Here is a 24,695-nt window from a genome sequence, read left to right as displayed (position 1 = left end):
GCGCGATCATGGGAGGCGTGAGCTTGTCCAATCCCGCTTTGCTGCTCGACCAGTACCGCATCCGGCAGGAGCCGTATTACCGGTCGCTGAAGGATGAGGTCGAACTGTTCGGTGCAGCCTATGCGAACCGCATGCCGGTGATGCTGAAAGGCCCCACCGGCTGCGGCAAGACCCGCTTCATCGAATACATGGCATGGCGGCTCGGCCGCCCGCTCATCACGGTCGCCTGTCACGAGGACATGACGGCGGCGGATCTGGTCGGACGCTGGCTGCTCGATGCGGAGGGTACGGTGTGGAGCGACGGGCCGCTGACGACGGCGGTGCGTCTCGGCGCGATCTGCTACCTCGACGAGATCGTCGAGGCGCGCCAGGACACGACGGTCGTGATCCATCCCTTGACCGACGATCGGCGCGTGCTGCCGCTGGAAAAACGCGGCGAGTTGATTTACGCGCATTCCGACTTCCAGCTCGTGATCTCCTACAATCCGGGCTACCAGAGCGCGATCAAGGACCTCAAGGAATCCACCAAGCAGCGCTTCGCGGCGCTGGATTTCGGTTACCCCGACCGGTCGGCGGAAAGCGAGGTGGTATCGCGCGAGGCCGGCATCGAACCCAATCTCGCCGATCTCCTGGTAAGGATCGCCCAGCACAGCCGCAACTTGAAGGGCCAGGGTCTCGACGAGGGCGCTTCGACCCGGATGCTGGTCAATGCAGGCCGCTTGATCGGATGCGGCATCAGCCTCGAAAAGGCCTGCGAAACCACGATCGTCGTTCCCCTGACTGACGACGTGGACACCAGGAACACGCTGCGTGACGTGATTGCGGCCTCTGCGTGAATGGAAGCCGGGAGGTGGCGGTCGCGCAAATCAGTTCGCTCGATGGTTTCCGATCCGGACGCCGGCTTGCGGCACTGTTGCGCGGCCACGACGAGATCGCCGCGGCGGTGCAGATAGCGCGGGCCGCCTTGCAGCGCATCAGTCCGTTCGGTCGTCTGGCGGCCTGGGACGAGTCGGTGCACGACCTGTTCGAGGCCAATCTCGGCCAGGCCGTGGTTCTCGGCTTTCTGAAACTGTCGGAGCAATGGCCGGCGCAGCGATCGATCGATGATCTGATCGCGATCGGCCGCGCTGTTGGCGATATCGGCCGCAGCGCCGGGAGCCGCGCCGCCCATGGGGCGCTGACCGAATTGTCCAAAGTGCTGCCCCGGCTTACGGGCGCTGGAGAACTCACCGCCGTTCTTGCTGCACTTGGCCAACTCGCGGATGCAGGCCCGGAATCGGTGGGCCTTGCGATCGGCCGGCTGGAGCCGCTGCTCGCGCATGCCGGGGCCGACGATTTTTCCGCCTGGGTTTCGGCCGGCCTGCGCGCAAGCGGCGGCCGCGCATCGCGCCGGCGCTCTTATTTCGCGCTCGACGATCCGCTCTCGGTGCGGCTGTTCGCGGTCGGCCGGACCGGCGATGATTTCGCACGGCTGGAGAAGCGCCTCGCCGCAACCACGATCGCGCTGTGGAACAGGAAGCCGCGCTTCCGCAAGCTTGCCATAGCGCCGACGCCGGTGCCGCGGCGTGCCTCGCTCGCCGCCGGCCTGATCGGGCTCCCGGAGACTTTCCCTGGTTACGCGGGCGAGGAGACTGACACCATCTATCTCGCCGCGGTCGCGCATGCCGGCGCGCATCTGGTGCATTCCACGGTCCGCTTTCCCGTGGGACGGCTGAAGGCGCTGCAGATCGCGCTGGTCGCGCTGATCGAGGATGCAAGGGTCGAGACGCTGGCGCTGCGCGAGATGCCCGGGCTGCGCCGGCTGTGGTTGCCGTTTCACAGTGCGACGCCAACGAGCCAGGCAACTGCCGCCGGATTGATGACGCGGTTGGCGCGGGCGCTGATCGATTCGGACTATCAGGATCCGGATGCGTGGGTGACCAAGGGCCGCACGCTGTTTGCCGATGCCGCCGCCCGCTGGATTGATCCGACCATCAGCCGCGAGATCGGCGGGCTGCTCGGCAACGACATCGGGCAGATGCGGCTGCAGTTCAATGCCAGGAGCTACGTCGTCGAACCGGCCTATCGCGACGACAATCTGGCGCTGTGGGATTTTGGCGATCAGCCGGACAGCCCGACCGAGACGATCGAGCTTGCGGTCGATTCGGTGCGAATGGAGCGTCGCGACGACGCCGATGGCCAGCCCACCGACGACAACGCGAAGCCCGACGAGACGCTGCGCGCGAAGGCCGCAACGGTGACCCTGCTGGACGGATTTCCGGTCGCGACCTACCCGGAATGGGACTATGTCACGCGCACCGAGCGGGCGGACTGGACCACGATCCTGGAGGCTGATGCCGCCGTCTCCCCGCAGCCGTTCGACCCTTCGACGGATGCCGAGGCGATGCGCTGGATCACCGAGCTGACCCGCGACGCCTCGGTCGGTCGCCGCATCAGACACAAGGGCCAGCGCGACGGCGACGCGCTCGACATCGACGCGGCGATCGCGCTGACGATCGAGCGACGTGCCGGCAGTATCACTGAGCCCAGGGTCTACCAGCGCGATGCGCCGGGGCCGCGTGATCTTGCCGTCCTGCTGCTGCTCGACCTGTCGCAATCGACCGCGGACCGCGATCGTCGCGGCCGGACGGTTCTCGACGTCGAGCGCAAGGCGGCCGCGATCATGGCAACGGCGGTTGAGGCCGCCAATGACGCGATCGCGGTGCACGGTTTCAGCTCCGACGGCCGCGAGCGTGTGCGCTATCTCCGCATCAAGGGCTTCGAGGAGCCGATGGACGCCGTCGTGCGTTCACGTCTCGCGGGCCTTGGCAGCAGCCATTCCACCCGGCTCGGTGCCGCGTTGCGCCACGCCGGGGGCTACCTCGCGGGGCGACGTGCGTTCCGCAGGGTGTTGCTGGTCCTGACCGACGGCGAGCCGTCCGACGTCGACGTGCCCGACCCGCATTATCTGGTCGAGGACGCGCGGCGTGCCGCTCAGCAGCTGCGCCGGCGCGGCACCGATATTTTTGCCTTCGGCATCGGCGAGGACAGATTTCCGCAGCTCGATCGCATTTTCGGCGAGCGCCATGCGCTCCGGGTGCCGCGCATCGAGGTATTGCCGCAACGGGTGATGCAGCTTTATGCGGAACTGAAGAAATAGCCGCCGGCGCTAGCCGGTTGCGCGGGGCAGCGCGCCGTTCGCCGTGATCTCGGCCGAGAGCTCCTCAATGGTCTTGCGCTGCTCCATGGCGGCGCGCCGGATCAGCGCGAAGGCGGCCGGCTCGGCCAGCGCGTGGGTGTGCATGATCTGAAGGACGGCGGCGAGCACGACGCGGCGCGACCGCAGACGCTGTTCGAGCTTGAGCACCTGCTGCTTCAGCTCGCTGGTGCGCTCGCTTCGCTCGAAGGCGAGGACGAGCGCGGCATAGATGCCGGCCGAGCGCAGCGGCTTGACCAGGAATGAGGCCGGATCGAGCTCGAGCACCAGCTTCAGGCGGCTCGGCGTCTCGGTGCCGAGCAGGGCGATCACCGGGCTTCGTCCAAGCGATGCGCGCTGCGGAGGGGAGGTCAGCGGCAGGAACTCGTCGTCGATCAGCGTCACATCCGGCCGGCAGTCGATCTTGGCGCCGGGCTCCCATGTGACGATGTCGATCCCGAGACGCTCGAACTGGCGCTTGACGATGGTGGCGTCACGCTCGTCCTTGATCGCGACGAGCGCCCTGCGTCCGCGTAGCGAAAATGACGATGGTTTGCTCATTTCACGACCCGCAAATGCGGCGCATTCGGCAACGTTCCATCCCTTGCGGGGCTGGCGGCGATGTCGAGCTGCGTCAGATAGGGATCCGGTTTAACCGGAGCCTCGGCTTCCCAGAAGATGTCGAACTGTCCTTCGGCATTGGAGACGGCGAGCCGCGGCGTCAGGACGCAGTGGTTGTTGCTGCCGTCGATCCAGACCGGACCTTGCGGCGAATTGTAGCGATAGCCGGCCGCGGCGCGCCGCACCTCGCCGATATCGGACGTGCCGGCGCGCTGGAGCGCGCGGGCCAAAAGATAGACCGCGACATAAGCGGATTGTCCGTCCACCGACGGGCTGCTGTGGTCGCCGTGACGCGCCTTCCAGCGCGCGACGAAGGCCTGGTTCTCGGGCAGGCGGATGCTTTCGAAATAGGCCGACGATGTGATGCAGCCGGCCGATGCGGGACCTGCGATCTTGAGCTCGGGCTCGCACAGGCTGCAGCTCAGCATCGGGATGTCGAGACCCGCAGCAAGGGTTGCGGCATGGAAGGCGCGGATGAAATCATAGCTCGAGCTGCCGACCAGCGTGTTGAATACGACCGGCGGCCGGCGTCGCACGATCTCGTCGACGATGTGCGTGACCGCGCTCTCGCCGAGTTCGAGCAGACGTTCGGCAAGAATCCGTCCCCGCGCGGCCGTCACCAGCTCGCGGGTGACGCGGTTGGTTTCCCAGGTCCAGACATAGTTGGAGCCGACGCAGAAGATCTCGCGCGACAGATTGTCGAGCACGTAGCGTACCAGCGGCAGCACGTTGTGATTGGGCGAGGCGCCGACATAGATGACGTTGTCGGAACATTCGAAGCCCTCGTAGCGCGCCGGATACCAGAGCAGGCGGTCGGTGCGCTCGACGATCGGCAGCACCTGCTTGCGCGAGGCCGAGGTGTAGCAGCCGATGATGTGCTCGACGCCGACGTTGCGAATGAGGTCGTCGCAGACCGTATGATATTCGGAAATGATGCCGCGGGGATCGCGGACATGCGGCGATATCGCGAAGTCGAACTCGTCCTGCTCGTTGATCTCGTCGACCGCCATCATGGCGCTCTTGAGGATCTCGCGCCCCATGGCCTGATAGGGCCCGTGCTGCGAGCAGATGATGCCAACGGGAATGGACGGCTTCGTCATCGAGGACTTTCAGTGCACTTCATGCAGGAAACCATCTTCGCAGAGACCGGCGCAAGTGGTCATGCCGATTTGCTGCGCAGCACCTCGCGAAATTTGTGCAGCCAGCCTCGTTGACAACGCGCTGCACACCTCCTTAGAATTTTCTCCTACAGGGCTTCCTGTCGAACCTTGCGCGCGTCGATCTGGCCGATGACGTCCCGATCGCCGCGCAGAGTGCTCCGTTCGATCCCGGACCCACGCGATAGATCATAGCCGCGGCATTTGGGCCATTCGTCACCTTCGTTTTGGAGGGGCGGGTGGCTGTTTGCTTTTGCCGCCAAACAAATTGGCGACACGTCCGTGTCGTCAAGCCGGAGGCGCATGCGCGGTGATGGGCAGTGCCTGCGCTTGCGTCGTGTCAAGTCGTGCCAAGTGCGGGGATGAGAAATGCCGACGACGGAACTTCACTATCTCGGGCTCATTGAGATCGGGCAGCAAATCCAGGCCAGGAAACTCTCGCCGGTCGAGGTGACCAAAGCGACGCTCGGGCGGATCGAGCAGCTCGACGGCAAGCTCAAGAGCTACGCTTATGTGATGGGTGATGCGGCGCTCGCCGAAGCCGCGGCAGCCGAAAAGGAGATCGCCTCCGGCAAGATCAAGGGGCCGCTGCACGGCGTGCCGATCGCCGTCAAGGATCTGTGCTGGGCCAAGGGCGCGCCGGCTGCGCACGGCATGACCATTCATCGCGACTTCCGTCCGAGCGAGGATGCCACGGTGGTCGCGCGGCTGAAGGATGCCGGCGCAGTTATTCTCGGCAAGCTGCAACAGACCGAGGGGGCCTATGCCGATCATCACCCGAAGATCGATCCGCCGAAAAATCCATGGAATGCCGATCTGTGGTCCGGCGCATCGTCGAGCGGCTCCGGCGTCGCCACCGCGGCGGGGCTTTGCTTCGGATCACTTGGAACCGATACCGGCGGCTCGATCCGGTTTCCCTCGGCGGCCAACGGCATCACCGGGCTGAAGCCGACCTGGGGACGTGTCAGCCGTTATGGCGCGTTCGAACTCGCCGCAACACTGGATCACATCGGGCCGATGGCGCGCAGCGCGGCCGATTGCGGTGCGATCCTCGGCGTGATCGCGGGCCAGGATCCCAAGGACACCACGTCGGTGCCGCTCGCCGTGCCGGACTATCTCGGTGGTCTGTCCGGCGACTTGCGCGGCGTGACGATCGGGGTCGACCGGCGCTGGACCAGCGAGGGCACCGACGAGGCTGCTGGCAAGGTGCTCAGCGAAGGTCTGCGGGTTGCCGCCGATCTCGGCGCCAAGATCAAGGACGTTGCGTTCCCCGATCCGAAGGCGGTGATCGAGGACTGGTTCCCGCTGTGCGGCATCGAGGTGGCCGTTGCGCACGAAGAAACCTATCCAGCGCGCAAGGACGAATATGGTCCGGCGCTCGCCGGCCTGCTCGATCTCGGCCGGGCACAGTCCGGCATGGACTATCAGAAGATCGTGCTGCGGCGTGAAGCGTTTCGCGGCGCGGTGCGGCTGCTGTTCGAGACGGTCGATCTGATCGCGGTGCCAGCTCAGGCGTTCGCCGCGCCGACCTTGGCCAAGATGGCGGCGCTCGGTGAGGACCCGTCGCTGATCACCGGGCTGCTGCGCTTCACCTGTCCGTTCGACATGACCGGCAGCCCGACCGTGACGCTTCCCGGCGGTTTTGCGCCGAACGGCGGTCCGGTCGCCTTCCAGTTCGTTGGCCGTCACTTCGACGAGGCAAGTCTCGTCCGTGCGGGCGATGCCTTCCAGCGCGTCACCGACTGGCACAAGCGCCATCCCGCGATCTGAGTTGAGGAGCCGTTCGCATGACAGAAGACTGGTTGAAGAGTTCCATCATGGCCAGACGGGCCGTCGCCAAAGGCGCGACCGGCACGACCCATAGTTTGACGATCGAGCAGCAGGGCGGCTTCCATTACGTCTATGGACCCTATGCCAAGCCGACGCTGTCGATCGATCCGGGCGGGGTGGTCGTCGTCGAGACCGAGGATGCCTTCGGCGGCGTACTCACCAGCGAAAGCGACAGCCCCACGGCGAAGCTGAACTTCCCCTACCTGAACCCGCAATGCGGGCCGATCGCGGTCAAGGGTGCCAGGAAGGGCGATTGCCTTGCGGTCTATATCCGCGACGTCGAGACCCGCGGCGCGCAGCCGGCCGGCACGACCTGCATCATTCCGGAGTTCGGCGGCCTGGTCGGGACTGCATCGACGGCGCTGCTCAATCCGCCGCTGCCGGAGCGCGTCAAGAAACTGCATGTCGACCGCAACGGCGTGCGCTGGAACGACAAGATCACGCTGCCCTATGAGCCGTTCATCGGCACCATCGGCGTGTCGCCCGAGATCGAGGCGATCTCCTCGCTGCAACCCGACTATCACGGTGGCAACATGGACCTGCCCGACGTTGCGCCGGGGGCGATCATCTATTTTCCGGTGCATACCGAAGGCGGGCTGCTCTATGTCGGCGACTGTCACGCCACGCAGGGCGACGGCGAGCTCTCGGGCGTCGCGCTCGAGCAGCGCGCCACCGTGACCTTGCAGATCGATCTGATCAAGAACTGGAGCTTCGCCTGGCCGCGGCTCGAGACGCGCGACTTCATCATGACGATCGGCAGCGCACGACCGCTCGAGGACGCAGCGCGGATCGCCTATCGCGAGCTCGTGCGCTGGATGAGCGCCGATTACGGCTTCGATGAGATCGACGCCTACATGCTGCTCAGCCAGGCCGGCCGCATGCGGCTCGGCAACATGGTCGACCCCAAATACACGATGGGGGCGTCGATCCTGAAGAATTACCTCAAGGCGTGACGTCCAACATCTTTCAACAAGGAACATCGCGATGAATTCGGGGCGTATATTGGGAATGGCTTTGCTTGGTGCCGTGCTCGGGACGACTGCAATAGGTAGCGCTCAGGCGGCCGACCCGCCGCTCAAGGTCGGCTTGCTGGAGGACGTCTCCGGCGATCTCGCGTTCATGGGCATGCCGAAGCTGCACGGCTCGCAACTGGCGGTCGAGGAGATCAACAAGAGCGGCGGCATTCTCGGCCGCCAGATCGAGCTGATTCACCTTGATCCCCAGGGTGACAATGCCCGCTATCAGGAGTTCGGCCGCCGGCTGCTCAACCGTGACAAGGTCGACGTGCTGATCGGCGGTATCACCTCGGCGTCGCGCGAGGCGTTGCGTCCGATCGTCGATCGCACCACCACGCCATACTTCTACACCAACCAGTATGAAGGCGGCGTCTGCGATGCCTCGATGGTCAGCATGGGCGCGGTGCCGGAGCAGCAGTTCTCGACGCTGATCCCCTGGATGGTCCAGAAGTTCGGCAAGAAGGTTTACGTGATCGCCGCCGACTACAATTTCGGCCAGATCTCGGCGGAGTGGAACCGCAAGATCATGAAGGATCTCGGCGGCGAGGTCGTGGGCGAGGAGTTCATCCCGCTCGGCGTCTCGCAGTTCGCGCAGACGATCCAGAACATCCAGAAGGCGAAGCCGGATTGGCTGCTGACCATCAATGTCGGCGCGGCGCAGGACTCGTTCTTCGAGCAGGCGGCCGCCGCCAATCTCAACCTGCCGATGGGGTCCTCGATCAAGGTCATGCTCGGCTTCGAGCACAAGCGGTTCAAGCCGCCGGCGCTCAACAACATGCATGCGACGGCCAACTGGTTCGAGGAGATCGACACGCCCGAAGCCAACGAGTTCAAAAAGCGCTGGCACGCCAAGTTCCCCGACGAGCTCTATATCAACGACATGGGCTACAACGCCTACAACGCGCTCTACATGTACAAGGCGCTGGTCGAGAAGGCCAAATCGACCAAGCTCGAGGACATGCGCAAGGTGATCGCGTCAGGCGATGCCTGCATCGACGCCCCCGAGGGCAAGGTCTGCATCGATCCGAAGAGCCAGCACACGTCGCACCGCATGCGCCTCATCTCTGTCGGACCCAAGCATGAGGTAACCGTCGAGAAGGACTACGGGACAATCCAGCCGTATTGGCTGGGCGAGATCGGCTGCGATCTCACCAAGAAGAACGACAAGGACCAGTACACGCCGAGTCATCTTCCCAGCAAATCGTGATGCAGGCGGGCACGAATCTTGCTCGTGTTTTGCATCTCGGGTTTGAGGCGAACCGGCGCCGCAACGATGCGGCGCCGTGATCACGGAGAGTGGAATGTCGGCTGAACTCTTCTCGGTATTCTATCAGTTCGCCGACGTCTTTGCGTTCCTGATCCTGTCGGCGGCGGGCCTTGCCATCGTATTCGGCATGATGGGCGTCATCAACATGGCGCATGGCGAGTTTATCATGTGCGGCGCCTATGTGACGGTCGGGCTCGTGAATCTCGGCGTGCCGCTCCCGATCGCCCAGCTCCTGGCTGCGCTGACCGCGGGGATCATCGGCATGATCGTCGAGTACCTGATCGTGCGCCGCTTCTATAAGCGCCCGCTCGACTCGCTGCTGGCGACCTGGGGCCTCAGCCTGATCGTGACGCAGTCGATGCTGCTGATCGTCGGCTCTGCGGTGCGCGGCATCGGCACGCCCGAAGGGAGTTTTGCGATCGGGGGCTACACGTTCTCGACCTATCGGCTTGTGCTGTTCGGCTGCGCAGTCGCGGTGCTGGCCGGGCTCTACATCATCTTCATGAAGACGCGCTTTGGCGTGATCGCGCGCGCCACGATGCAGAATGCGGCGATGGCGAAGGCGCTCGGTGCGCGCACCGGGCGGATCTATTCCATCAGCTTCGGGATCGGCACGGCGCTCGCGGGACTCTGCGGTGCGCTCTATGCGCCGACCATGACGCTGATCCCGACCATGGGCGCGACCTTCGTGGTCGAAAGCTTCGTCACCGTGGTGATCGGCGGCGCGAACGTCTTGCTCGGGACCGCGCCAGCCGCAGTATTCCTGGCCATGATCCGGATGGCGCTGAATGCAAGTTATGGCCAGATCATCGGGCAGATCGGCATGCTGTTTGCCGTCATCCTGATCATACGGGTGCTGCCCGAAGGGCTATCCAGCGTATTGGTTCGTCGTGGGCGCTAGACGGGAATTTCCGATGTTGAAGCTGCTCGACGGTCCGCAGACGCTCGGACGCGGAAAGACCTTCTGGTCCTGCTTCCTTGCCGTGCTGGCCGGGGCCTTGATCTATCCGGTGTTCGCCGATTCGTACGATGTCGGCAACTTTGCCTACTTCCTGATCTGGATCTTCATGGCGCTCGGGCTCTGTTTGATGTGGGGCTACGGCGGCATGCTGTCGTTCGGCCAGACCTTCTTCTTCGGCATCGCCGGGTATGGTTACGGCGTGCTCGCCATCAACATGGGTGGGGGAACGGCCACCATCGCCGCGCTCGTGCTCTCGGTCGTCATCGCGATGATCGCGGCGGGAATCCTCGGTTACTTCATGATCTGGGGCGGCATCAGCGGGATCTTCTTCGGCATCGTGACGCTGTCGGCGACGCTCGTGCTGGCCTTCTTCCTCGGGCAGACGGCAGGACCGGAATGGCATATCGGTCCGGCCCGGCTGAACGGCTTCAACGGCATGAAGGGAATGGATCCGCTCACCGTCGGCAATTTCGACATCGAGGGATCGGCGCTCTATTATCTCATGATCGCGCTGATCGTGATCGTCTACGTCGCGCTGCGCATGCTGGTGAACTCGAGCATTGGCAACGTGATCGTGGCGACGCGGGAGAATCCGCAGCGCGCCGAGATGCTCGGCTACGACGTCCGCAAGTATCAGCTCCTGACATTCGTGATCGGTAGCGGCCTCGCGGGCCTCAGCGGCGCGCTGTACACGTCCTGGGGGCAGTTCATCACGCCGTCCAGCATCGGGCTCCCCGCGGCGGCGATGCCGATCGTCTGGGTCGCGTTCTCCGGACGCAATGATCTGACCGCGACGCTGGTCGGGTCGTTCCTGCTGCTGTTCGGCTTCCAGACCATCACCGTCTACAGCCAGCAGGCCGCGCTGGTGCTGATGGGCGTGCTGCTGCTTGCCACCGTGATGCTGGCGCCGCAGGGCTTTGTGCTCGGTATCGGCAAGCTCGTGGTCGACTTGTGGACGAGGCGCCGGCGGCGCGACGAGGCCCCCGCGCTGGCAGATGCCGGCCGCTTGCAATCGGATGAGACCTGATCCATGGCCCTCGTTGACGTGAAAGGCGTATCCAAGCGTTTCGGCGGATTGACCGCCGTCTCCGACGTCGACCTGACGGTCAATGCCGGTGAGGTCCATTGCCTGATCGGGCCCAACGGGGCGGGGAAGAGCACGCTGTTCAAACTGATCGTCGGCCTCTATCCACCGACCACCGGCAGCATCTTCTTCGACTCCGTCGATATCACCGCGGAGCGTCCTTACGCGCGGGTGCAGCGTGGCATGAGCATCAAGATGCAGGCGCCGAGCGTGTTCAAGGAACTGCCCGTGCGGCAGAACATCCAGATCGCGCTGCAGGAGCGGCTTTCCGGTGCCGAGCGCAGCGCCGAGGAGGATCGACTGCTGGCGCTGTTCAATCTGGCGGAGAACTCCGGCAAGCTCGCCGGCGCGCTGTCGCATGGCCAGCAGCAATGGCTGGAGATCGGGATGGCGCTGGCGTTGCAGCCGCAATTGCTGCTGCTGGACGAGCCGACCGCCGGCATGTCGCCGGAGGAGACCTACAAGACCGGCGAACTGATCAAGTCGTTCAATGCCGAGGGCATGACGGTTCTTGTCGTCGAGCACGACATGGCATTCGTGCGTCAGGTCGCACAGCGCGTCACCGTTCTGCATCTTGGCAAGATCTTCGCTCGCGGCAGCCTCGAGTCCATTCTGGAAGACGAGAAGGTAGCGGAAATCTATCTGGGTAAGACCCATGCCCACTGATCGCATCCTGGACGTGTCGGGACTTTGGGCGGGCTACGGCGCGACGCCGATCCTGCAGGGCGTCAGCATGCAGGTTGCGCGCGGCGAGATCGTCGGTGTGATCGGCCGCAACGGCGTCGGCAAGTCGACCCTGATGCGGTGCCTGATCGGGCTGCTGCAGAGCTGGCGCGGCACCATCACTTTCATGGATCGGGATGTGACGCAGCTCGAGGCTGATGCGCGGGCGCGCGCCGGCTTCGGCTACATTCCGCAGGGCCGCGACGTGTTTCCGCAGATGAGCGTCGAGGAGAATTTGCAGGTCGGCGAGCTGATCGGCGGACGCGACGGCAAGAAGCTGCCGGAGCTCGTCTACACGTATTTTCCGCGCTTGAAGGAGCGCCGGCGGCAGATCGCGGGCACCATGTCGGGCGGCGAGCAGCAGCAGCTTGCGATCGGCCGGGCGCTGATCGGAAATCCGTCCCTGATGATCCTCGACGAGCCGTCCGAAGGCATCCAGCCCTCGATCGTGCAGCACATCTGCGAGGCGCTGCAATCGTTCCGCACCGAGCTCGGAACCACGATCATCTTCGTCGAGCAGAACCTCGACACCATCCTGGCGATCGCCCAGCGCTGCTACATCATGGAGAAGGGCAAGATCACGCGATCGCTGGCCGGTGAGGACGTCAACGCGGACAATGTTCGCGCGCAGCTGTTGCTTTGACCGGCCGCGCCATGCGGCAAGGAAGTGTGCGTTCCATAATCGATAACAACGGAGGGAATGGATATGGATCTGGGACTCAAGGGAGCAAAGGTTGTCGTCACCGGCAGCACCAAGGGGATCGGCCGGGCGATTGCCGATACATTTGCGGCTGAAGGTGCCAATGTCGGCATCTGCGCGCGCAATCAGGCGGACGTCGACGCCGCGGTCACCGCGATCAAGGCCAAGGGCGTGGCGGCGTTCGGCGGTGCGGTCGACGTCTCCAACGGACCGGCGCTGAAGGCCTGGGTCGCCGACATGGCGGCGAAGCTCGGCGGCATCGATGTCGTGGTCGCCAATGTCAGCGCGCTCTCGATCGGGCAGGACGAGGAGAGCTGGGAGAAGGAATTCTCTACCGACATGATGGGCACGGTGCGGCTCGTCAATGCCGCGATGCCGTATCTCGAGAAGAGCACGGCGGCGGCGATCGTCACCATCTCCAGCGTCTCGGGACGCGAGGTCGATTTTGCCAGCGGTCCCTACGGCACGTTCAAGGCCGCGATCATCCACTATACGCAAGGGCTCGCCTACCAACTCGCGGCCAAGGGCATTCGGGCCAATTCGGTGTCGCCGGGCAACACCTATTTCGAGGGCGGCGTCTGGAACATGATCAAGGACAGCAATCCCGAACTGTACAAGTCCGCACTGGCGCTCAATCCGACCGGCCGCATGGGCACGCCGCAGGAGATGGCGAACGCCGCGGTGTTTCTTGCGAGCAGGGCGGCGAGCTTCATCACGGGGACCAATCTCGTCGTGGACGGCGCGTTGACGCGCGGCGTCCAGTTCTAGCCGCGGCCACAACGACATGTCAGCGGATCCACTGCACTACAAGTCCATCACCGAGATCTCCGGGCTCATCCGCCGCGGCGAGCTGAAGTCTTCGGAGATCACGGAGGCAATCCTGAGCCGGATCGCGAAGCTGGACGGCCGGTTTCATGGCTACGCGCTCGTCCTGGCGGAGCGGGCGATGGCCCAGGCGAAGCAGCGCGACGCGGAGATCGCCAGGGGCATCTGGCGCGGCCCGCTGCATGGCATTCCGATCGGCCTGAAGGACCTCTGCTACACGTCGTTTGCGGCGACCGCGGGCGGCACGACGATCCACGCCAAGTTCGTGCCGACCTTCAATGCCACCATCGTGGACCGGCTCGAGCTCGCCGGCGCGGTCACGCTCGGCAAGCTCAAGATGACGGAGGGGGCCTATACCAGCCACCATCCGGCCGTTCAGGCCCCGCTCAACCCGTGGAACGTGAACTACTGGGTTGGCTCCTCGTCGACCGGATCGGGCGTCGCGACCTCGGCGGGGCTCTGCTACGGCTCGATCGGCAGCGACACCGGCGGCTCGATCAGGTTTCCGTCGGCGACCTGCGGCTTGACCGGGATCAAGCCGACCTGGGGCCGCGTCAGCCGGCACGGCATCTTCCCGCTGGCGGACTCGCTCGACCATGTCGGGCCGATGTGCCGGAGCGCTGCCGATGCCGGAGCAATGCTCGGCGTCATCGCGGGCGCGGACGTCAACGATCCGACCGCCTTGCGGGCGCCGGTGCCGAACTATCTGGCCGGGGCAGGCGGTGGCATCAGGGGCCTCCGGATCGGCGTCGATCGCAGGTACACTCAGGAGGGCATCGATCGGCAGGTCGTCTCCGCGCTGGTGCAGGCCGAGCGCACGCTGGCCGATCTCGGCGCCGACATCCGCGAGGTGCATTTCCCACCCTATCAGAAGCTGGTCAGCCAGTGGATTGCGATGTGCTCGGTGGAAACCGCGGAGGCGCATCTGGACACCTACCCGTCGCGGAAGTCGGAATACGGGCCGGACCTCGCGCAGCTGATCGAGCAAGGCAGGGCGACGAGCGGCGTCGACATTGCGGCGATCCATCACGAGCGCCTGAAGTTCGCAGGCGGCCTCGCTGCGATGTTCGAAGATATCGATCTCTTGCTGATCCCGACGATGCCGGTGCCGATCCCGACGCTGACCAAGATGAGCGAATACGGCGCCGACCCCAACGTCCTCCTGAACATTCTGCGCTTCACGGCGGTGTTCGACTTCTCGGGCAGCCCGACCATCACGCTGCCGGTGGGCATGGCGTCGGACCAGATGCCGCTCAGCATGCAGCTGGTCGGCCCGCATCTTTCCGAGGACGTGCTGGTCCGCGCCGGCGCCGCATTCCAATCGGTGACGGACTGGCACACGCGGCGGCCGCCGATCGAATAGGGCGTCGTCGTTGACGCCCCCCCGTCGCAAGCCGTCAGGCCTTACCGGCCAGTCTGGCCGCGATCGCGCGATAGCCGCGCATCCACATGTGATCGAGATCGATATCCATCGGCAGCGGCTGCGAGGAGACGCGCGCGATCACGGTCTCGTGGGTCGGATCGACATAGATCCATTGGCCATGGATGCCGACAGCCGCAAACGGCGTTTCGCCGCGGTCGAGCGTGTACCATTTGTTGCGGTAATTGCCGTTTGGAAACACCTTGGTCAGATCGCCGCGCGACCAAGCCTCGGCATTGCCGTTCTGCCTGATGTCGTCGACCCACCAGGCCGGCACCACCTGCCGTCCGTTGCTGATGCCGTGATTGCGCATCATCTCGCCGAAGCGGGCGAGATCGCGCAGTGTCGCACAGATGCCGCCGGCGACGCGGGCCGCGCCGCGCGAGTCGACGGTGATGTAGGCGTCATGCTCGGCGCCCATCGGTTGCCATAGGTGCTGCGAGAGGATCTTCGCATAGGACATGCCGCAGGCGCGCTCATAGACCCAGCCGAGCACGTCGGTGTTGGTCGAGACGTAGTGGAAGGTCTGGCCATGCGGCGCGCCGTTGGGCCGCAGCGTGCGCAGATAGTCGCGCAGATTGCTCGGCGGAACGGTCGGATCCGGCAGCTCCCAGCCGGTCGAACGCCGGTAGTTCATGACATCGCCGTCGCGCGCCATGTAGTCCTCGTCGAAGCGGATGCCGACGCTCATGTCGAGCAGATGCCGCACCGTGCAGCTGCCGCCATAGACCGATCCCTCCATCTCCGGGATGTAGCGCGTCACCGGTGCGTCGGGATCGATCTTGCCGTGATCGGCCAGGATGCCGCCGAGCGTTCCGGCGACCGACTTGCTGACCGAGAAGATCAGATGCGGGGTGTCCGGCGTCAGGCCGTGAGCATACCATTCGAAGACGACCTGTCCGCGATGCGACACGACGATGCCGTCGGTGTGGCTGGCGCGCAGCGCCTCGCCGACGCCCACCGTCTCGCCGCGCGGGTTGGCGAAGCTGACGTCGTCGAGATAGCGCGGTGCAAAGGACAGCGGCGTCGGCGTCTGCGCGCGTGCGATGTTCGCGGTGGGCAGCAGCTCCCGGACGTTGCGAAATCCCCACTCGCTGAACGGATGCTGACGCCAGTTGGCGAGCGTGACTTGTTCGTCGACTGCTGACGGGAAGGCGGCCATGATGCGACGCGAATTCATTCTTGATCCAGCAATGAGATTGGAAGACCTGCAAGTTCCGCATGCGCCGCGTCGCTCGCAATCAACCGGATGGTGGAGGGGGCCATCGGGTTACTCCGGCGTAACCGCATCCCGGACGCGCCTTTCGTCGGCTTGGCCCGCAATTTGCTTGACTATGTCCCGCGTCTGTCCCAGCGTGCCGGGCTACGCGACGCGCAGACGTTCGCCATCGGGAAACATCGGGAGGTAGGTCATGATCGCGCTTCTGGGCCGACCGGATCCGGCAACCACGCAAGCCATTCAGTTCGCGCGAGGAATTCTCGAGGGATCCGCGACCGCGTTCTACGAGGTCGACGGCAATTTGACCCTCAACCGCTTCGTGCTCTCGAGCAACGTTCCGCCAAGCTTCCACGACCAGTACCTCGCCGGGATGAACCGGCTCGATCCGTTGCATCCGCGCTCCGCGAGCAACCGGCCAATTGCCCGGCTGAGCATCGCGCTCAGCCAATGCGCATCCCAGGAGGCGGCGACCTACCGTGCCTTCGCCGGCCAGTGCGGCGTCGCCGACATGATCGAGTTCTTCTTCCGCCGCAACGACCGGATCGTGGCCGGAATGAGCGTGCTCTGGGCGCCGGGCTGCGCGATTCCCGACGGCAGCATGCACATTGCCGAGAAGATCCATGACTACCTCGAATTCAACCTGACCAGCCGCCTGTCGTCGAACGCCGACGAGCCGGCGCGCTACGGACTGACCTCGCGCGAGATGGAAGTGGTCGAGCTGCTGTGCTGCGGCCGCACCAACCGCGAGATCGGCGAGTGCCTGAATATCGGTCTCGCGACGGTGAAGACGCATCTGATCCACATCTTCGAGAAGCTCGGCGTCGAGACCCGCTCCGCCGTCGTGGCATTGATGTCGCGGCCGCATTAGGGGGCGGCCCCCACCGTCGTCCCGGCGAAGGCCGATACTCGGCGGCCTCCGTTGTGAACGGGATTCGTCATTCCACGATCGCTCAACAATGGCCATTCCTGGTTATGGATTCCGCCTCCGCCGGGATAACACTGAATTTGTTGCCTGGCCGGTGAGCCATGCCTCCGCATTCTCGCGACATGAATTGCCCGAGCTTTGCATCTTGTTCCGCCCTCTTTTGAACAGAGGGCGCAGGGAAAGCCGGGTGCCGATCGCACCCATGGGCCCCGAGCAAAAGGGTAGAAAGCTCGGGGGTAGGACCACAGGTGTAACCGGAACAACCCGGCTTTCCCTGCGCGATGGGCTACGGCTTACTTCGTGCTCTCCCCGGCGAGACTGGGCTTGCTTGTCACCGTCTTCGCAACGCGCGACCTGCGCAATCGGAAGAGACACCTGCCGTTAGGGCGTCAGGACCACACGACTTCACCGTCCGCTTCATGCGCATTCGTCAACTGCGCACCCAGCGTCCACCGCATCTCGACCCGCGTTCGTGACGACCGCGAAGCGCCCCTTGTGTCGGGTGAGACGGGCGCATTGAACATCTGAGTTGGGTCAGGTGTCAAGTTAAATTCGGAAAAGCCGAATGAAACCTGGCGACCTCCAATACTTGGCTGCCTGGTTGATTTTTCGCACCCCTCCCGTCATTCCGGGGTTCGCGCGCTCGCGCGCCCCGGAACGACGACGGAGAAACCGAACCCATCCGTATTCAGCCGATCCACCGTTGGGTGGATTGCGGATTGCCGCGCCGCCGACCGACAGTTCGCCAAGGACCGGTGTCGTATTCGACAATGTTGCGAGCGGCTCCCGCTCGCAACATCAGAGGATCCGACACGCGTGATTTCATGGCTATCGGCCGCTCTGTGGCGGTTGCCGAGCGTGGCATGGCCGCAACCTCGCATCCGCAGGCGACGCTTGCCGCCGTCGAGATGTTGACGGGTTGCGGCAACGCCATTGATGCCGCGTGGCGGCGGTCGCGGTGCAGCGCGTGGTCGAGCCGCAGATGACCGAAATCGGCGGCGACTGCTTCGCGCTGTATTCGCCTGGCGCCCGGCGAGTCGATCGCGCTGAACGGCTCAGGCCGCACGCCGGCCGGTACGGATGTCGAGAAATATTCCTCAAGCGGCTGCCAGGCGATCCCCGTCGACCACGCGCGCGGCGTCCTGTTCGGCGCTTTCGACCATCGCAAGGACGGTCTGGCGCTGGGATTCGAAGGGAGGCTCTGCGGCCAGCATCGCAGCAGGCGGCGGAGCATCCACCGGACGGTGGATTGTTCCAAATGCCGACATGCCGAACGTTTGGCGTCACGCTGGTGTCGTGCGCGGTTCGGCCGCTGTGCACCGCACAGTGCGCGCTCCAGGCTTTCCCCAATCGAGAAGTTGCTCCGCATGACCAGGACATTCGCCGACACGGTCTTCCGCAACGGTCGGATCTACACGTCGAACCGGGAACTGCCCTGGGCGGCGTGCGCGGCGGTCAAGGCCGGCCGGTTCGTCGCCGTGGGCGAAGAGCGCGATGTCGCGTCGCTCATCGGCGAGGCGACGGCGACTGTCGATCTCGGTGGACGGATGGCGATGCCGGGGATCGTCGACATCCACAATCATATCATGATGGGCGGGCAGGCCGATCTCTACGAGCTGCGCTTCTCCAACGCCGACAGCGTGCCAAGGATCGCCGAGACCTTGCACAAGGCCGCGTCAGCGGCGGCGCCCGGCGCCTGGATCGTCGGCGGTCAGTTCGGCAATAATCTGCTGAACGAGATGAATACCGCGGAGTCCTGTGCGCTGCTCGACGCCGCGTGCCTCGGGCATCCCGTCGTGCTGCGCGACGACACCTATCACAATCGCTGGGCAAGCTCGGCGGCGCTGCGGCTTGCCGGTGTGCAGGCCGACACTCCTGATCCGACCGACGGCGAGATCGGCCGCGACCTCAAGACCGGGACGCTGACCGGGATCATGATCGAGGCCGCCTCGGGCCTGGTGGAGCGGGCGCTCGCGGCTTCGGGTCACTACACGGCCGAGATGGACCGCGCGGCGGTGGCGCGTTCGATCTCGGTGCTGAACACCTATGGCGTCACCGCCTTCATCGACGCCGCCAGCATGCAGCCGATCATGGCGGCGCTGAAGGGGCTCGACGACCGCGGCGAGCTCACCGCCTGGGCGGTCTGCGCGATGCCGGTGGTCGAGCCGGGCTTCATGTTCGGCAAGGCCGGCGAGGAGCTGTTTGCGCTGCGCGAGCAGTATCGCGGCACCCATGTGAAGCCGGATTATGCGAAGGTGTTCCTCGACGGCGTGCCGGGCGCCAAGACGGCGGCCTTCCACGAGCCCTATCTGGCCGACCCAGTGCGCGGCTGCTGCTTCCGCGGATCGACCATGCTGACGGTGCCGGATCTGATCCGCTGGCTGGGGCGCTGCGAGAAGCTTGGGCTTGCCGCGAAGATCCATTGTGCGGGAGATGCCGCGGTGACGCAGGCGCTCGACGCGATCGATGTCGTGCGCAGCTTCAACGGCCCGACCCATCTGATCCACCACATCGCGCATGCGAGCTATATCGCGCCCGACGACGTCAAGCGCTTCGCCGAGCTCGGCGTTGCGGCCGATCTGTCGCCGATCATCTGGTATCCGACCGTCTTCCTCGAGGCGCACAAGGCCGCGATGGGCGAGGAGCGGGCGCAGCGCTTCTGGCCGAACAAGGATCTGAAGGCGGCCGGCGCATTGATGGCCGGCGGCTCGGACTGGCCGGTGATCCCGATCCCCGATCCATGGCAGGGCATCGAGGGCATGGTGACAAGGCAAAATCCGACCGGGGATTTTCCCGGCAAGTCGCTCTGGGCTGAGCAGGCGCTCGATCTCGCCACCGTGATCGACATCTACACCATCGATGCCGCGCGCGCGGCCGGGCTCGGCCAATCGATCGGCTCGATCGAGGTCGGCAAATCGGCCGACCTGATCGTGCTCGACCGGATGATCTTCGACATCCCGCCGGATCAGCTTGCCGATACGCGGGTCGAGATGACCTTCTTCGAGGGCCGTAAGGTCTACCAGCGGAGCGCGTGATGATTGCTGTGGATCAGATCCCGGTCACGGTGCTCACCGGCTTCCTCGGCAGCGGCAAGACCACGGTGCTGAACCATCTGCTGCGCCAGAAGGAGCTTGGCGGCGTCGTCGCCATCATCAACGAATTCGGCGAGGTGGCGCTGGATCACCTCCTGGTCGAGAGCAGCGAGGACCGTCTGGCGCTGCTCGACAATGGCTGCATCTGCTGCTCGGTGCGCGAGGATCTGATCGAGACACTGACCGATCTCGCCGCCCGCCGCGCTGCTGGCTCGATTCCGCCGTTCCATCGCGTGCTGGTCGAGACCACCGGGCTCGCCGATCCCGTACCGGTGCTGCATACGCTGATGACGGCGCCGGAGCTCGTCGGCCGCTACCGGATCGACGGCGTGGTCGCGACCGTCGATGCCGTCAATGGCGCGCGCACCCTCGAGACGCACGACGAGGCCATCAGGCAGATCGCGGTCGCCGACCGGCTGCTGGTGACCAAGACCGATCTGGCCGCCGATGATGGGCTGGTGCTGCTCGATGCGCGGCTCGCCGCGATCAATCCTGTGGCGACGCGCGCGCATGTGCGGAATGGAATGGTCGAGCCGGCAAAGGTGCTCGATGCCGGGCTGTTCGATCCGGCGGCCCGCTCGGCCGACGTCGTGCGCTGGTTCGAGCTGGCATCGCATGCGGCGAACCCGCCGCATCATCACGCCGATCACGATTGCGAAGGCGCGGATTGCGGTGATCACAGTCATCACACGCACGACGCCGGCGTATCCTCCTACAGCTTGATCATCGACGAGCCGATCCAGCGTGAGGCGTTCGCGCGCTGGCTCGATTATGTCGCGGCGCTCAGGGGCGAGGACTTGCTGCGCTTCAAGGCGATCGTGCATGTCGCCGAGCAGCCCGATGCGCCGATCGTGGTGCACGGCGTGCAGCACGTGTTCCATCCGCCGATCGCGCTTGCCGGCTGGCCGTCGGCGGACCGCCGCTCACGGCTGGTCTTCATCGTGCGCGGCATCCCGCGCCACATCATCGAAAACACATTGTGCAAATTCGCGGCGGTGAGCCGTTCGGCAATCCAGCGATCCGCGGCCTAGTTACTTCAGAGTTTTGTTCAGGGAGAGGGACATGACTGAGAACTCAAAGACGAACTCGTCCAGCCGGCTCAACCGGCGGACCTTGCTGAAGGCAGCCGGCGCAACCGGACTTGCGTCGGCCATGAATGTGCCGCTGGTCAACATCGCGCGCGCCGCCGGCAACACCATCAAGATCGGCTGGGTCGGATGCCTCTCGGGCGTCCGCGCGCCGTTTGCCGAGCCCGACACCTGGATCCACGAGCGCATCAAGGCGCGCGTCAAGGATGGGCTGAAGATCGGCGGCAAGACCTGGCAGATCGAATTTGTGTTCAAGGACAACCAGTCTGATCCGAACCGCTCGTCTGTCGTCGCCAGCGAGCTGGTGCTGCGGGAGAAATGCGACCTGATCCTGATCGAGGACGGCGATGCGCAGGCTCCGGTGCAGGAGCTCGCCGATGCCCGCGGCATTCCGTCGATTTCGACCATGGTGCCGTGGCAAGGCTGGATGTTCCCGCGCAAGTCGACGCCGGACAAGGGCTTCCCCTACAGCTACCATTTCTTCTGGGGCGCCGATGACGTCGTCAAGAACTTCCTCGGCATGTGGCAGTCGGTCGATACCAACAAGAAGGTCGGCACGCTCTATATCGACAATCCCGCCGGCCAAGCGTTCTCCGATCCGAAGGTCGGTCTGCCGGGCGGCATTGCGGCGGCAGGCTATCAGGAATTCTCCGCCGGAAAATTCCAGATCGCGACCGATGACTTCACCAACCAGGTGTCGTCTTTCAAGAACAACGGCGTCGATATCGTGTCCGGCTTCACCTACGGCAATCACTGGGTGACGCTGTGGAACCAGGCGGCGCAAGCCGGGTTCAAGCCGCAGATATGCACGGTGGCGGCGGCCTTCCTGTTCCCGAGCGCGGTGAACGCGCTCGGCGACCGTGGCGACGGCATGTCGACCGAAGTATGGTGGACGCCGGCCTATCCCTTCAAGTCGTCGCTGACCGGGCAGAGCGCCGCCGAGCTCGCCGCCGAATGGGAGAAGAGCACCGGCAAGCAATGGACCCAGCCGATCGGTTACGCCCACGCGCTCTGGGAAGTCGCGCTGGCCGCGTTGCAGAACAGTGACCCGAAGGACAAGAACTCGCTGCGCGATGCGATCGCCGGCCTCGACATGGAGACCGTGGTCGGACCAGTGAAGTTCAAGGGGACGCCCATCAAGAACGTTGCGGTGACCTCGCTGTCGGGCGGACAGTGGCGCAAGACCAAGGGCGGCAAGTCGAAATACGAGCTCCTGATCGTGCACAACGGAACGGCGCCGTTCATTCCGAAGCAGGCCGATCTCCAGCTGCTCTCCAAGCTGGCCTGAGATGGCACCCCTTCTGCGCGTCAGCGGGCTCTGCAAGCGCTTCGGCGAGATCGTGGTCGCCGACAACGTCAGCTTCGCGCTGGCGCGGGGCGAATGCCTCGGCGTGATCGGCCCGAACGGCGCCGGCAAGAGCTCGCTGCTCAACCTGATCGTCGGCCTGCTCACGGCCGACGGCGGTTCGATCATGCTCGACGACAAGGAGATAACGGGGCTGCCGCCGCACCAAAGGGCACGGATGGGGCTCGGGCGGGCGTTCCAGATCCCGCAGCCGTTTCCGCACCTGTCGGTCTACGAGAACGCGCTGGTCGCGGCGTCCTATGGCGCCGGCCTGTATGGCGAGGCGGCGTCGGACTGGACGATGCAGGTGTTGCAGCGCACCGGGCTCGACGGCAAGGCGGACAAGCTCGCCGGCGCCTTGCCGCTGATCGATCGCAAGCGGCTGGAATTCGCCAAGGCACTGGCTTCGAAGCCCAAGCTGATCCTGCTCGACGAGATCGCCGCCGGGCTGACCGAGCCCGAGGTCGAGCGCCTCGTCGCTGTCATCAAGTCGGTGAAGGCCGATCACGCCATGATCTGGATCGAGCACATTCCGCACGCGCTGCGCGCGGTCTCGGATCGTATCCTGGTGCTCGATTTCGGCCGCAAGGTGCTGGAAGGGCCGCCGGCCGAGGTGATGGACAGCGCCGTGGTGCGCGAGATCTATATGGGATTGAAGGCCGATGGCGTTGCTTGATGTGAACGGCCTGCAGATCTTCTACGGCGATCTCCAGGCCGTGTTCGACATGAACTTCACCGTGGCGGACGGAGAGGCGGTGGCGCTGGTCGGCGCCAACGGCGCCGGCAAGTCGACCTTCCTGAAGGCGCTGGTCGGGCTCAACGAGGAGCGCAAGGGAGCGGTGCATTTCGATGGCATCGACATCTCGCAGATGCCGGCCGAAGAGGTGTCGCGGCTCGGGCTGATCATGGTGCCGGAAGGGCGGTTGCTGTTCGACTCGTTGACCATCGAGGAGAACCTCTTGATGGGCAGCGTCAATCGGCGCAAGGGAAGCTGGACCTTACGTCGGGTGTTCGACCTGTTCCCGATCCTGGACGAGCGGCGGCGGATGTTTCCGGGCCAGCTCTCCGGCGGCCAGCAGCAGATGGCGGCGATCGGCCGCGCGCTGATGTCGAACCCGCGGCTCTTGCTCTGCGACGAGATCTCGCTCGGGCTCGCGCCTGTGGTGGTCGAGCAGATCTATCGCTCCTTCGCCGATATCCGCCGCGAGGGCACCGCCGTCGTGCTGGTCGAGCAGGACGTCAAGCGCGCGCTCGCGACCTCCGAGCGGATTTATTGCCTGTTGAAGGGGCGGGTGTCGCTGACCGGTCCGGCGCAAGGGTTGCAGCCGGAGCAGCTGACGCACGCCTATTTCGGTAACTAGCCAGGATCGGCAACGAACATGATCTGGGTTGAGACATTGATCAACGGGGCCCTGCTGGGAGGGCTCTACGGGCTGCTCGGCATCGGGCTCGCTTTGGTGTTCGGCGTGATGCGCGTCGTCAACATCGCGCACGGCGAGTTCATGGTGCTCAGCGCGTTCTGCGCCGTGCTGCTTTCCAACCTGTTTCCGCAGGTCTCGCCGCTGCTGATGCTGATCCCGGTGATCGCGCTGTCGTTTGCGGTCGGCTGGCTCTATCAGGCCGCCATCGTCAACCGGGTGGTGACGTCGCCCGATCCGCTGTCGCCGCTGCTGCTGACCTTCGGCGTGTCGGTGATCCTGCGCAATGTCATGGTCGAAATGTTCGGCGCCGACGTGCGCAGCCTCCAGGTCGGCGAGCTGTCGCGCGCCAGTCTCGAGGTCGGCGGGCTCAACATCGGCATCATGCCGCTGCTGACGCTGGTGCTGGCCGCGTTGCTGTTCATGGCGCTGCAACTGGTGCTGCGCCACACCGAGTTCGGGCGCATCGTGCGCGCCACTGCGGACCGCCGCGACATCGTCCGGCTGTCCGGGGTCAAGCCGGACCGGGTCTACAATTACGTGATGGGCCTGTCGCTGGCGCTCGGCGCGATCGGCGGTGTACTGCTCGCGGTGCGGTCGAGCTTCACGCCGTTCTCGGGCGCCGAGCGGCTCCTGATCGCATTCGAGGTCGTGGTGCTCGGCGGGCTCGGCTCGTTCTGGGGCGCGCTGCTCGGCGGCATCGCGCTCGGCATGGCGCAATTGATCGGCCTGAAGATCGATCCGAACGCGGGGCTGCTCTACGCACATCTGTTGTTCTTCATCATGCTCCTGATCCGGCCGTCGGGCCTCGTGTCGAGCAGGGTGTGAC

At 65.0% G+C, this 24,695-nt stretch carries 22 protein-coding genes; 18 read left to right on the top strand and 4 right to left on the bottom strand.

Going from position 1 to position 24,695, the window contains the following annotated elements:
• Positions 1 to 23 precede the first annotated feature (23 nt).
• Both AKN83_RS05345 and AKN83_RS05340 read left to right on the top strand, forming a co-directional pair.
• Complete coding sequence (locus AKN83_RS05345) at positions 24 to 836, top strand: CbbQ/NirQ/NorQ/GpvN family protein (protein WP_244521896.1); 813 nt, start codon at positions 24 to 26, stop codon at positions 834 to 836.
• A gap of 14 nt (positions 837 to 850) precedes the next feature.
• Positions 851 to 3,139: a nitric oxide reductase activation protein NorD gene (locus AKN83_RS05340; RefSeq protein ID WP_050400103.1), complete on the top strand. Its 2,289-nt coding sequence runs from the start codon at positions 851 to 853 to the stop codon at positions 3,137 to 3,139.
• 9 nt (positions 3,140 to 3,148) lie between these two features.
• Here the strand turns inward: AKN83_RS05340 and AKN83_RS05335 are convergent, their stop codons facing one another.
• On the bottom strand, positions 3,149 to 3,736 hold the full coding sequence (locus tag AKN83_RS05335; protein WP_050400105.1) for an ANTAR domain-containing response regulator: 588 nt from the start codon (positions 3,734 to 3,736) through the stop codon (positions 3,149 to 3,151).
• Complete coding sequence (locus AKN83_RS05330; RefSeq protein ID WP_050400106.1) at positions 3,733 to 4,896, bottom strand: transporter substrate-binding domain-containing protein; 1,164 nt, start codon at positions 4,894 to 4,896, stop codon at positions 3,733 to 3,735. The genes AKN83_RS05335 and AKN83_RS05330 overlap by 4 nt, the downstream gene beginning before the upstream one ends.
• Before the next feature lie 426 nt (positions 4,897 to 5,322).
• Between AKN83_RS05330 and AKN83_RS05325 the strand changes: the two genes are divergently transcribed.
• From AKN83_RS05325 to AKN83_RS05285, 9 genes are all read left to right on the top strand, one after another.
• Positions 5,323 to 6,723, top strand: a complete 1,401-nt coding sequence (locus AKN83_RS05325) for an amidase (RefSeq protein ID WP_050400107.1) — start codon at positions 5,323 to 5,325, stop codon at positions 6,721 to 6,723.
• 17 nt (positions 6,724 to 6,740) lie between these two features.
• Positions 6,741 to 7,736, top strand: a complete 996-nt coding sequence (locus AKN83_RS05320) for an acetamidase/formamidase family protein (RefSeq protein ID WP_050400109.1) — start codon at positions 6,741 to 6,743, stop codon at positions 7,734 to 7,736.
• A 55-nt stretch (positions 7,737 to 7,791) separates the two neighbouring features.
• The gene (locus AKN83_RS05315; RefSeq protein ID WP_244521895.1) at positions 7,792 to 9,006 is read left to right on the top strand and encodes an urea ABC transporter substrate-binding protein; all 1,215 of its coding nucleotides are present in this window, start codon (positions 7,792 to 7,794) and stop codon (positions 9,004 to 9,006) included.
• 94 nt (positions 9,007 to 9,100) lie between these two features.
• Entirely contained in the window at positions 9,101 to 9,967 is an 867-nt protein-coding gene (locus AKN83_RS05310) for an ABC transporter permease subunit (protein WP_050400113.1), read from the top strand.
• 13 nt (positions 9,968 to 9,980) lie between these two features.
• The gene (locus AKN83_RS05305) at positions 9,981 to 11,054 is read left to right on the top strand and encodes a branched-chain amino acid ABC transporter permease (RefSeq protein ID WP_050400114.1); all 1,074 of its coding nucleotides are present in this window, start codon (positions 9,981 to 9,983) and stop codon (positions 11,052 to 11,054) included.
• Between the two features lie 3 nt (positions 11,055 to 11,057).
• Positions 11,058 to 11,777 (top strand): ABC transporter ATP-binding protein, encoded by a 720-nt coding sequence (locus tag AKN83_RS05300; RefSeq protein ID WP_050400117.1) that lies wholly within the window; start codon positions 11,058 to 11,060, stop codon positions 11,775 to 11,777.
• Positions 11,767 to 12,477, top strand: coding sequence for an ABC transporter ATP-binding protein (locus tag AKN83_RS05295; protein WP_083991936.1), 711 nt, complete (start codon positions 11,767 to 11,769; stop codon positions 12,475 to 12,477). Before AKN83_RS05300 ends, AKN83_RS05295 begins: the two co-directional genes overlap by 11 nt.
• Before the next feature lie 63 nt (positions 12,478 to 12,540).
• Entirely contained in the window at positions 12,541 to 13,302 is a 762-nt protein-coding gene (locus AKN83_RS05290; RefSeq protein ID WP_050400118.1) for an SDR family NAD(P)-dependent oxidoreductase, read from the top strand.
• Positions 13,303 to 13,318: 16 nt separating this feature from the next.
• Positions 13,319 to 14,722: an amidase gene (locus AKN83_RS05285; RefSeq protein ID WP_050400120.1), complete on the top strand. Its 1,404-nt coding sequence runs from the start codon at positions 13,319 to 13,321 to the stop codon at positions 14,720 to 14,722.
• Between the two features lie 34 nt (positions 14,723 to 14,756).
• On the opposite strand, the gene AKN83_RS05280 is transcribed toward AKN83_RS05285, so the two are convergent.
• Entirely contained in the window at positions 14,757 to 15,959 is a 1,203-nt protein-coding gene (locus AKN83_RS05280) for a serine hydrolase domain-containing protein (protein WP_050400122.1), read from the bottom strand.
• A gap of 232 nt (positions 15,960 to 16,191) precedes the next feature.
• Here AKN83_RS05280 and AKN83_RS05275 point away from each other — a divergent pair, with 232 nt between their 5' ends.
• A complete protein-coding gene (locus AKN83_RS05275) occupies positions 16,192 to 16,866 on the top strand; it encodes a helix-turn-helix transcriptional regulator (protein ID WP_050400123.1) in 675 nt (224 codons plus the stop codon).
• A gap of 745 nt (positions 16,867 to 17,611) precedes the next feature.
• Here AKN83_RS05275 and AKN83_RS42020 read toward each other — a convergent pair.
• Complete coding sequence (locus AKN83_RS42020; RefSeq protein ID WP_157113219.1) at positions 17,612 to 18,292, bottom strand: hypothetical protein; 681 nt, start codon at positions 18,290 to 18,292, stop codon at positions 17,612 to 17,614.
• Here AKN83_RS42020 and AKN83_RS05265 point away from each other — a divergent pair.
• The 6 genes from AKN83_RS05265 to AKN83_RS05240 are packed head-to-tail and all read left to right on the top strand — an operon-like array spanning position 18,291 to position 24,694.
• Positions 18,291 to 19,958 (top strand): amidohydrolase, encoded by a 1,668-nt coding sequence (locus tag AKN83_RS05265; protein ID WP_050400127.1) that lies wholly within the window; start codon positions 18,291 to 18,293, stop codon positions 19,956 to 19,958. The genes AKN83_RS42020 and AKN83_RS05265 overlap by 2 nt on opposite strands.
• Positions 19,958 to 21,046, top strand: coding sequence for a CobW family GTP-binding protein (locus AKN83_RS05260; RefSeq protein WP_050400128.1), 1,089 nt, complete (start codon positions 19,958 to 19,960; stop codon positions 21,044 to 21,046). Before AKN83_RS05265 ends, AKN83_RS05260 begins: the two co-directional genes overlap by 1 nt.
• A gap of 31 nt (positions 21,047 to 21,077) precedes the next feature.
• On the top strand, positions 21,078 to 22,391 hold the full coding sequence (locus AKN83_RS05255; protein WP_050400130.1) for an ABC transporter substrate-binding protein: 1,314 nt from the start codon (positions 21,078 to 21,080) through the stop codon (positions 22,389 to 22,391).
• A 1-nt stretch (position 22,392) separates the two neighbouring features.
• Positions 22,393 to 23,124 carry an ABC transporter ATP-binding protein gene (locus AKN83_RS05250; protein ID WP_050400132.1) on the top strand — a complete coding sequence of 244 codons (732 nt, stop codon included), beginning with the start codon at positions 22,393 to 22,395 and terminating at the stop codon, positions 23,122 to 23,124.
• Positions 23,111 to 23,809 (top strand): ABC transporter ATP-binding protein, encoded by a 699-nt coding sequence (locus tag AKN83_RS05245; RefSeq protein ID WP_050400134.1) that lies wholly within the window; start codon positions 23,111 to 23,113, stop codon positions 23,807 to 23,809. Before AKN83_RS05250 ends, AKN83_RS05245 begins: the two co-directional genes overlap by 14 nt.
• A gap of 18 nt (positions 23,810 to 23,827) precedes the next feature.
• The gene (locus tag AKN83_RS05240; RefSeq protein WP_050400135.1) at positions 23,828 to 24,694 is read left to right on the top strand and encodes a branched-chain amino acid ABC transporter permease; all 867 of its coding nucleotides are present in this window, start codon (positions 23,828 to 23,830) and stop codon (positions 24,692 to 24,694) included.
• Position 24,695: the final 1 nt, after the last annotated feature.

Origin of the sequence: Bradyrhizobium embrapense (assembly GCF_001189235.2) — a bacterium.
GTDB lineage: Bacteria > Pseudomonadota > Alphaproteobacteria > Rhizobiales > Xanthobacteraceae > Bradyrhizobium > Bradyrhizobium embrapense.
This window is presented reverse-complemented; position numbering and strand designations above follow the sequence as displayed.

Bases quoted from the DNA above. Each gene is read 5' to 3' on its own strand.
- AKN83_RS05305 (WP_050400114.1), top strand. From the start codon at position 9,981: ATGTTGAAGCTGCTCGACGGTCCGCAGACGCTCGGACGCGGAAAGACC.
- AKN83_RS05260 (WP_050400128.1), top strand. From the start codon at position 19,958: ATGATTGCTGTGGATCAGATCCCGGTCACGGTGCTCACCGGCTTCCTC.
- AKN83_RS05335 (WP_050400105.1), bottom strand. From the start codon at position 3,736: ATGAGCAAACCATCGTCATTTTCGCTACGCGGACGCAGGGCGCTCGTC.
- AKN83_RS05250 (WP_050400132.1), top strand. From the start codon at position 22,393: ATGGCACCCCTTCTGCGCGTCAGCGGGCTCTGCAAGCGCTTCGGCGAG.
- AKN83_RS05255 (WP_050400130.1), top strand. From the start codon at position 21,078: ATGACTGAGAACTCAAAGACGAACTCGTCCAGCCGGCTCAACCGGCGG.
- AKN83_RS05245 (WP_050400134.1), top strand. From the start codon at position 23,111: ATGGCGTTGCTTGATGTGAACGGCCTGCAGATCTTCTACGGCGATCTC.
- AKN83_RS05300 (WP_050400117.1), top strand. From the start codon at position 11,058: ATGGCCCTCGTTGACGTGAAAGGCGTATCCAAGCGTTTCGGCGGATTG.
- AKN83_RS05320 (WP_050400109.1), top strand. From the start codon at position 6,741: ATGACAGAAGACTGGTTGAAGAGTTCCATCATGGCCAGACGGGCCGTC.
- AKN83_RS05280 (WP_050400122.1), bottom strand. From the start codon at position 15,959: ATGAATTCGCGTCGCATCATGGCCGCCTTCCCGTCAGCAGTCGACGAA.
- AKN83_RS05275 (WP_050400123.1), top strand. From the start codon at position 16,192: ATGATCGCGCTTCTGGGCCGACCGGATCCGGCAACCACGCAAGCCATT.
- AKN83_RS05290 (WP_050400118.1), top strand. From the start codon at position 12,541: ATGGATCTGGGACTCAAGGGAGCAAAGGTTGTCGTCACCGGCAGCACC.
- AKN83_RS42020 (WP_157113219.1), bottom strand. From the start codon at position 18,292: ATGCGGAGCAACTTCTCGATTGGGGAAAGCCTGGAGCGCGCACTGTGC.
- AKN83_RS05285 (WP_050400120.1), top strand. From the start codon at position 13,319: ATGTCAGCGGATCCACTGCACTACAAGTCCATCACCGAGATCTCCGGG.
- AKN83_RS05330 (WP_050400106.1), bottom strand. From the start codon at position 4,896: ATGACGAAGCCGTCCATTCCCGTTGGCATCATCTGCTCGCAGCACGGG.
- AKN83_RS05315 (WP_244521895.1), top strand. From the start codon at position 7,792: ATGGCTTTGCTTGGTGCCGTGCTCGGGACGACTGCAATAGGTAGCGCT.
- AKN83_RS05240 (WP_050400135.1), top strand. From the start codon at position 23,828: ATGATCTGGGTTGAGACATTGATCAACGGGGCCCTGCTGGGAGGGCTC.
- AKN83_RS05325 (WP_050400107.1), top strand. From the start codon at position 5,323: ATGCCGACGACGGAACTTCACTATCTCGGGCTCATTGAGATCGGGCAG.
- AKN83_RS05295 (WP_083991936.1), top strand. From the start codon at position 11,767: ATGCCCACTGATCGCATCCTGGACGTGTCGGGACTTTGGGCGGGCTAC.
- AKN83_RS05265 (WP_050400127.1), top strand. From the start codon at position 18,291: ATGACCAGGACATTCGCCGACACGGTCTTCCGCAACGGTCGGATCTAC.
- AKN83_RS05310 (WP_050400113.1), top strand. From the start codon at position 9,101: ATGTCGGCTGAACTCTTCTCGGTATTCTATCAGTTCGCCGACGTCTTT.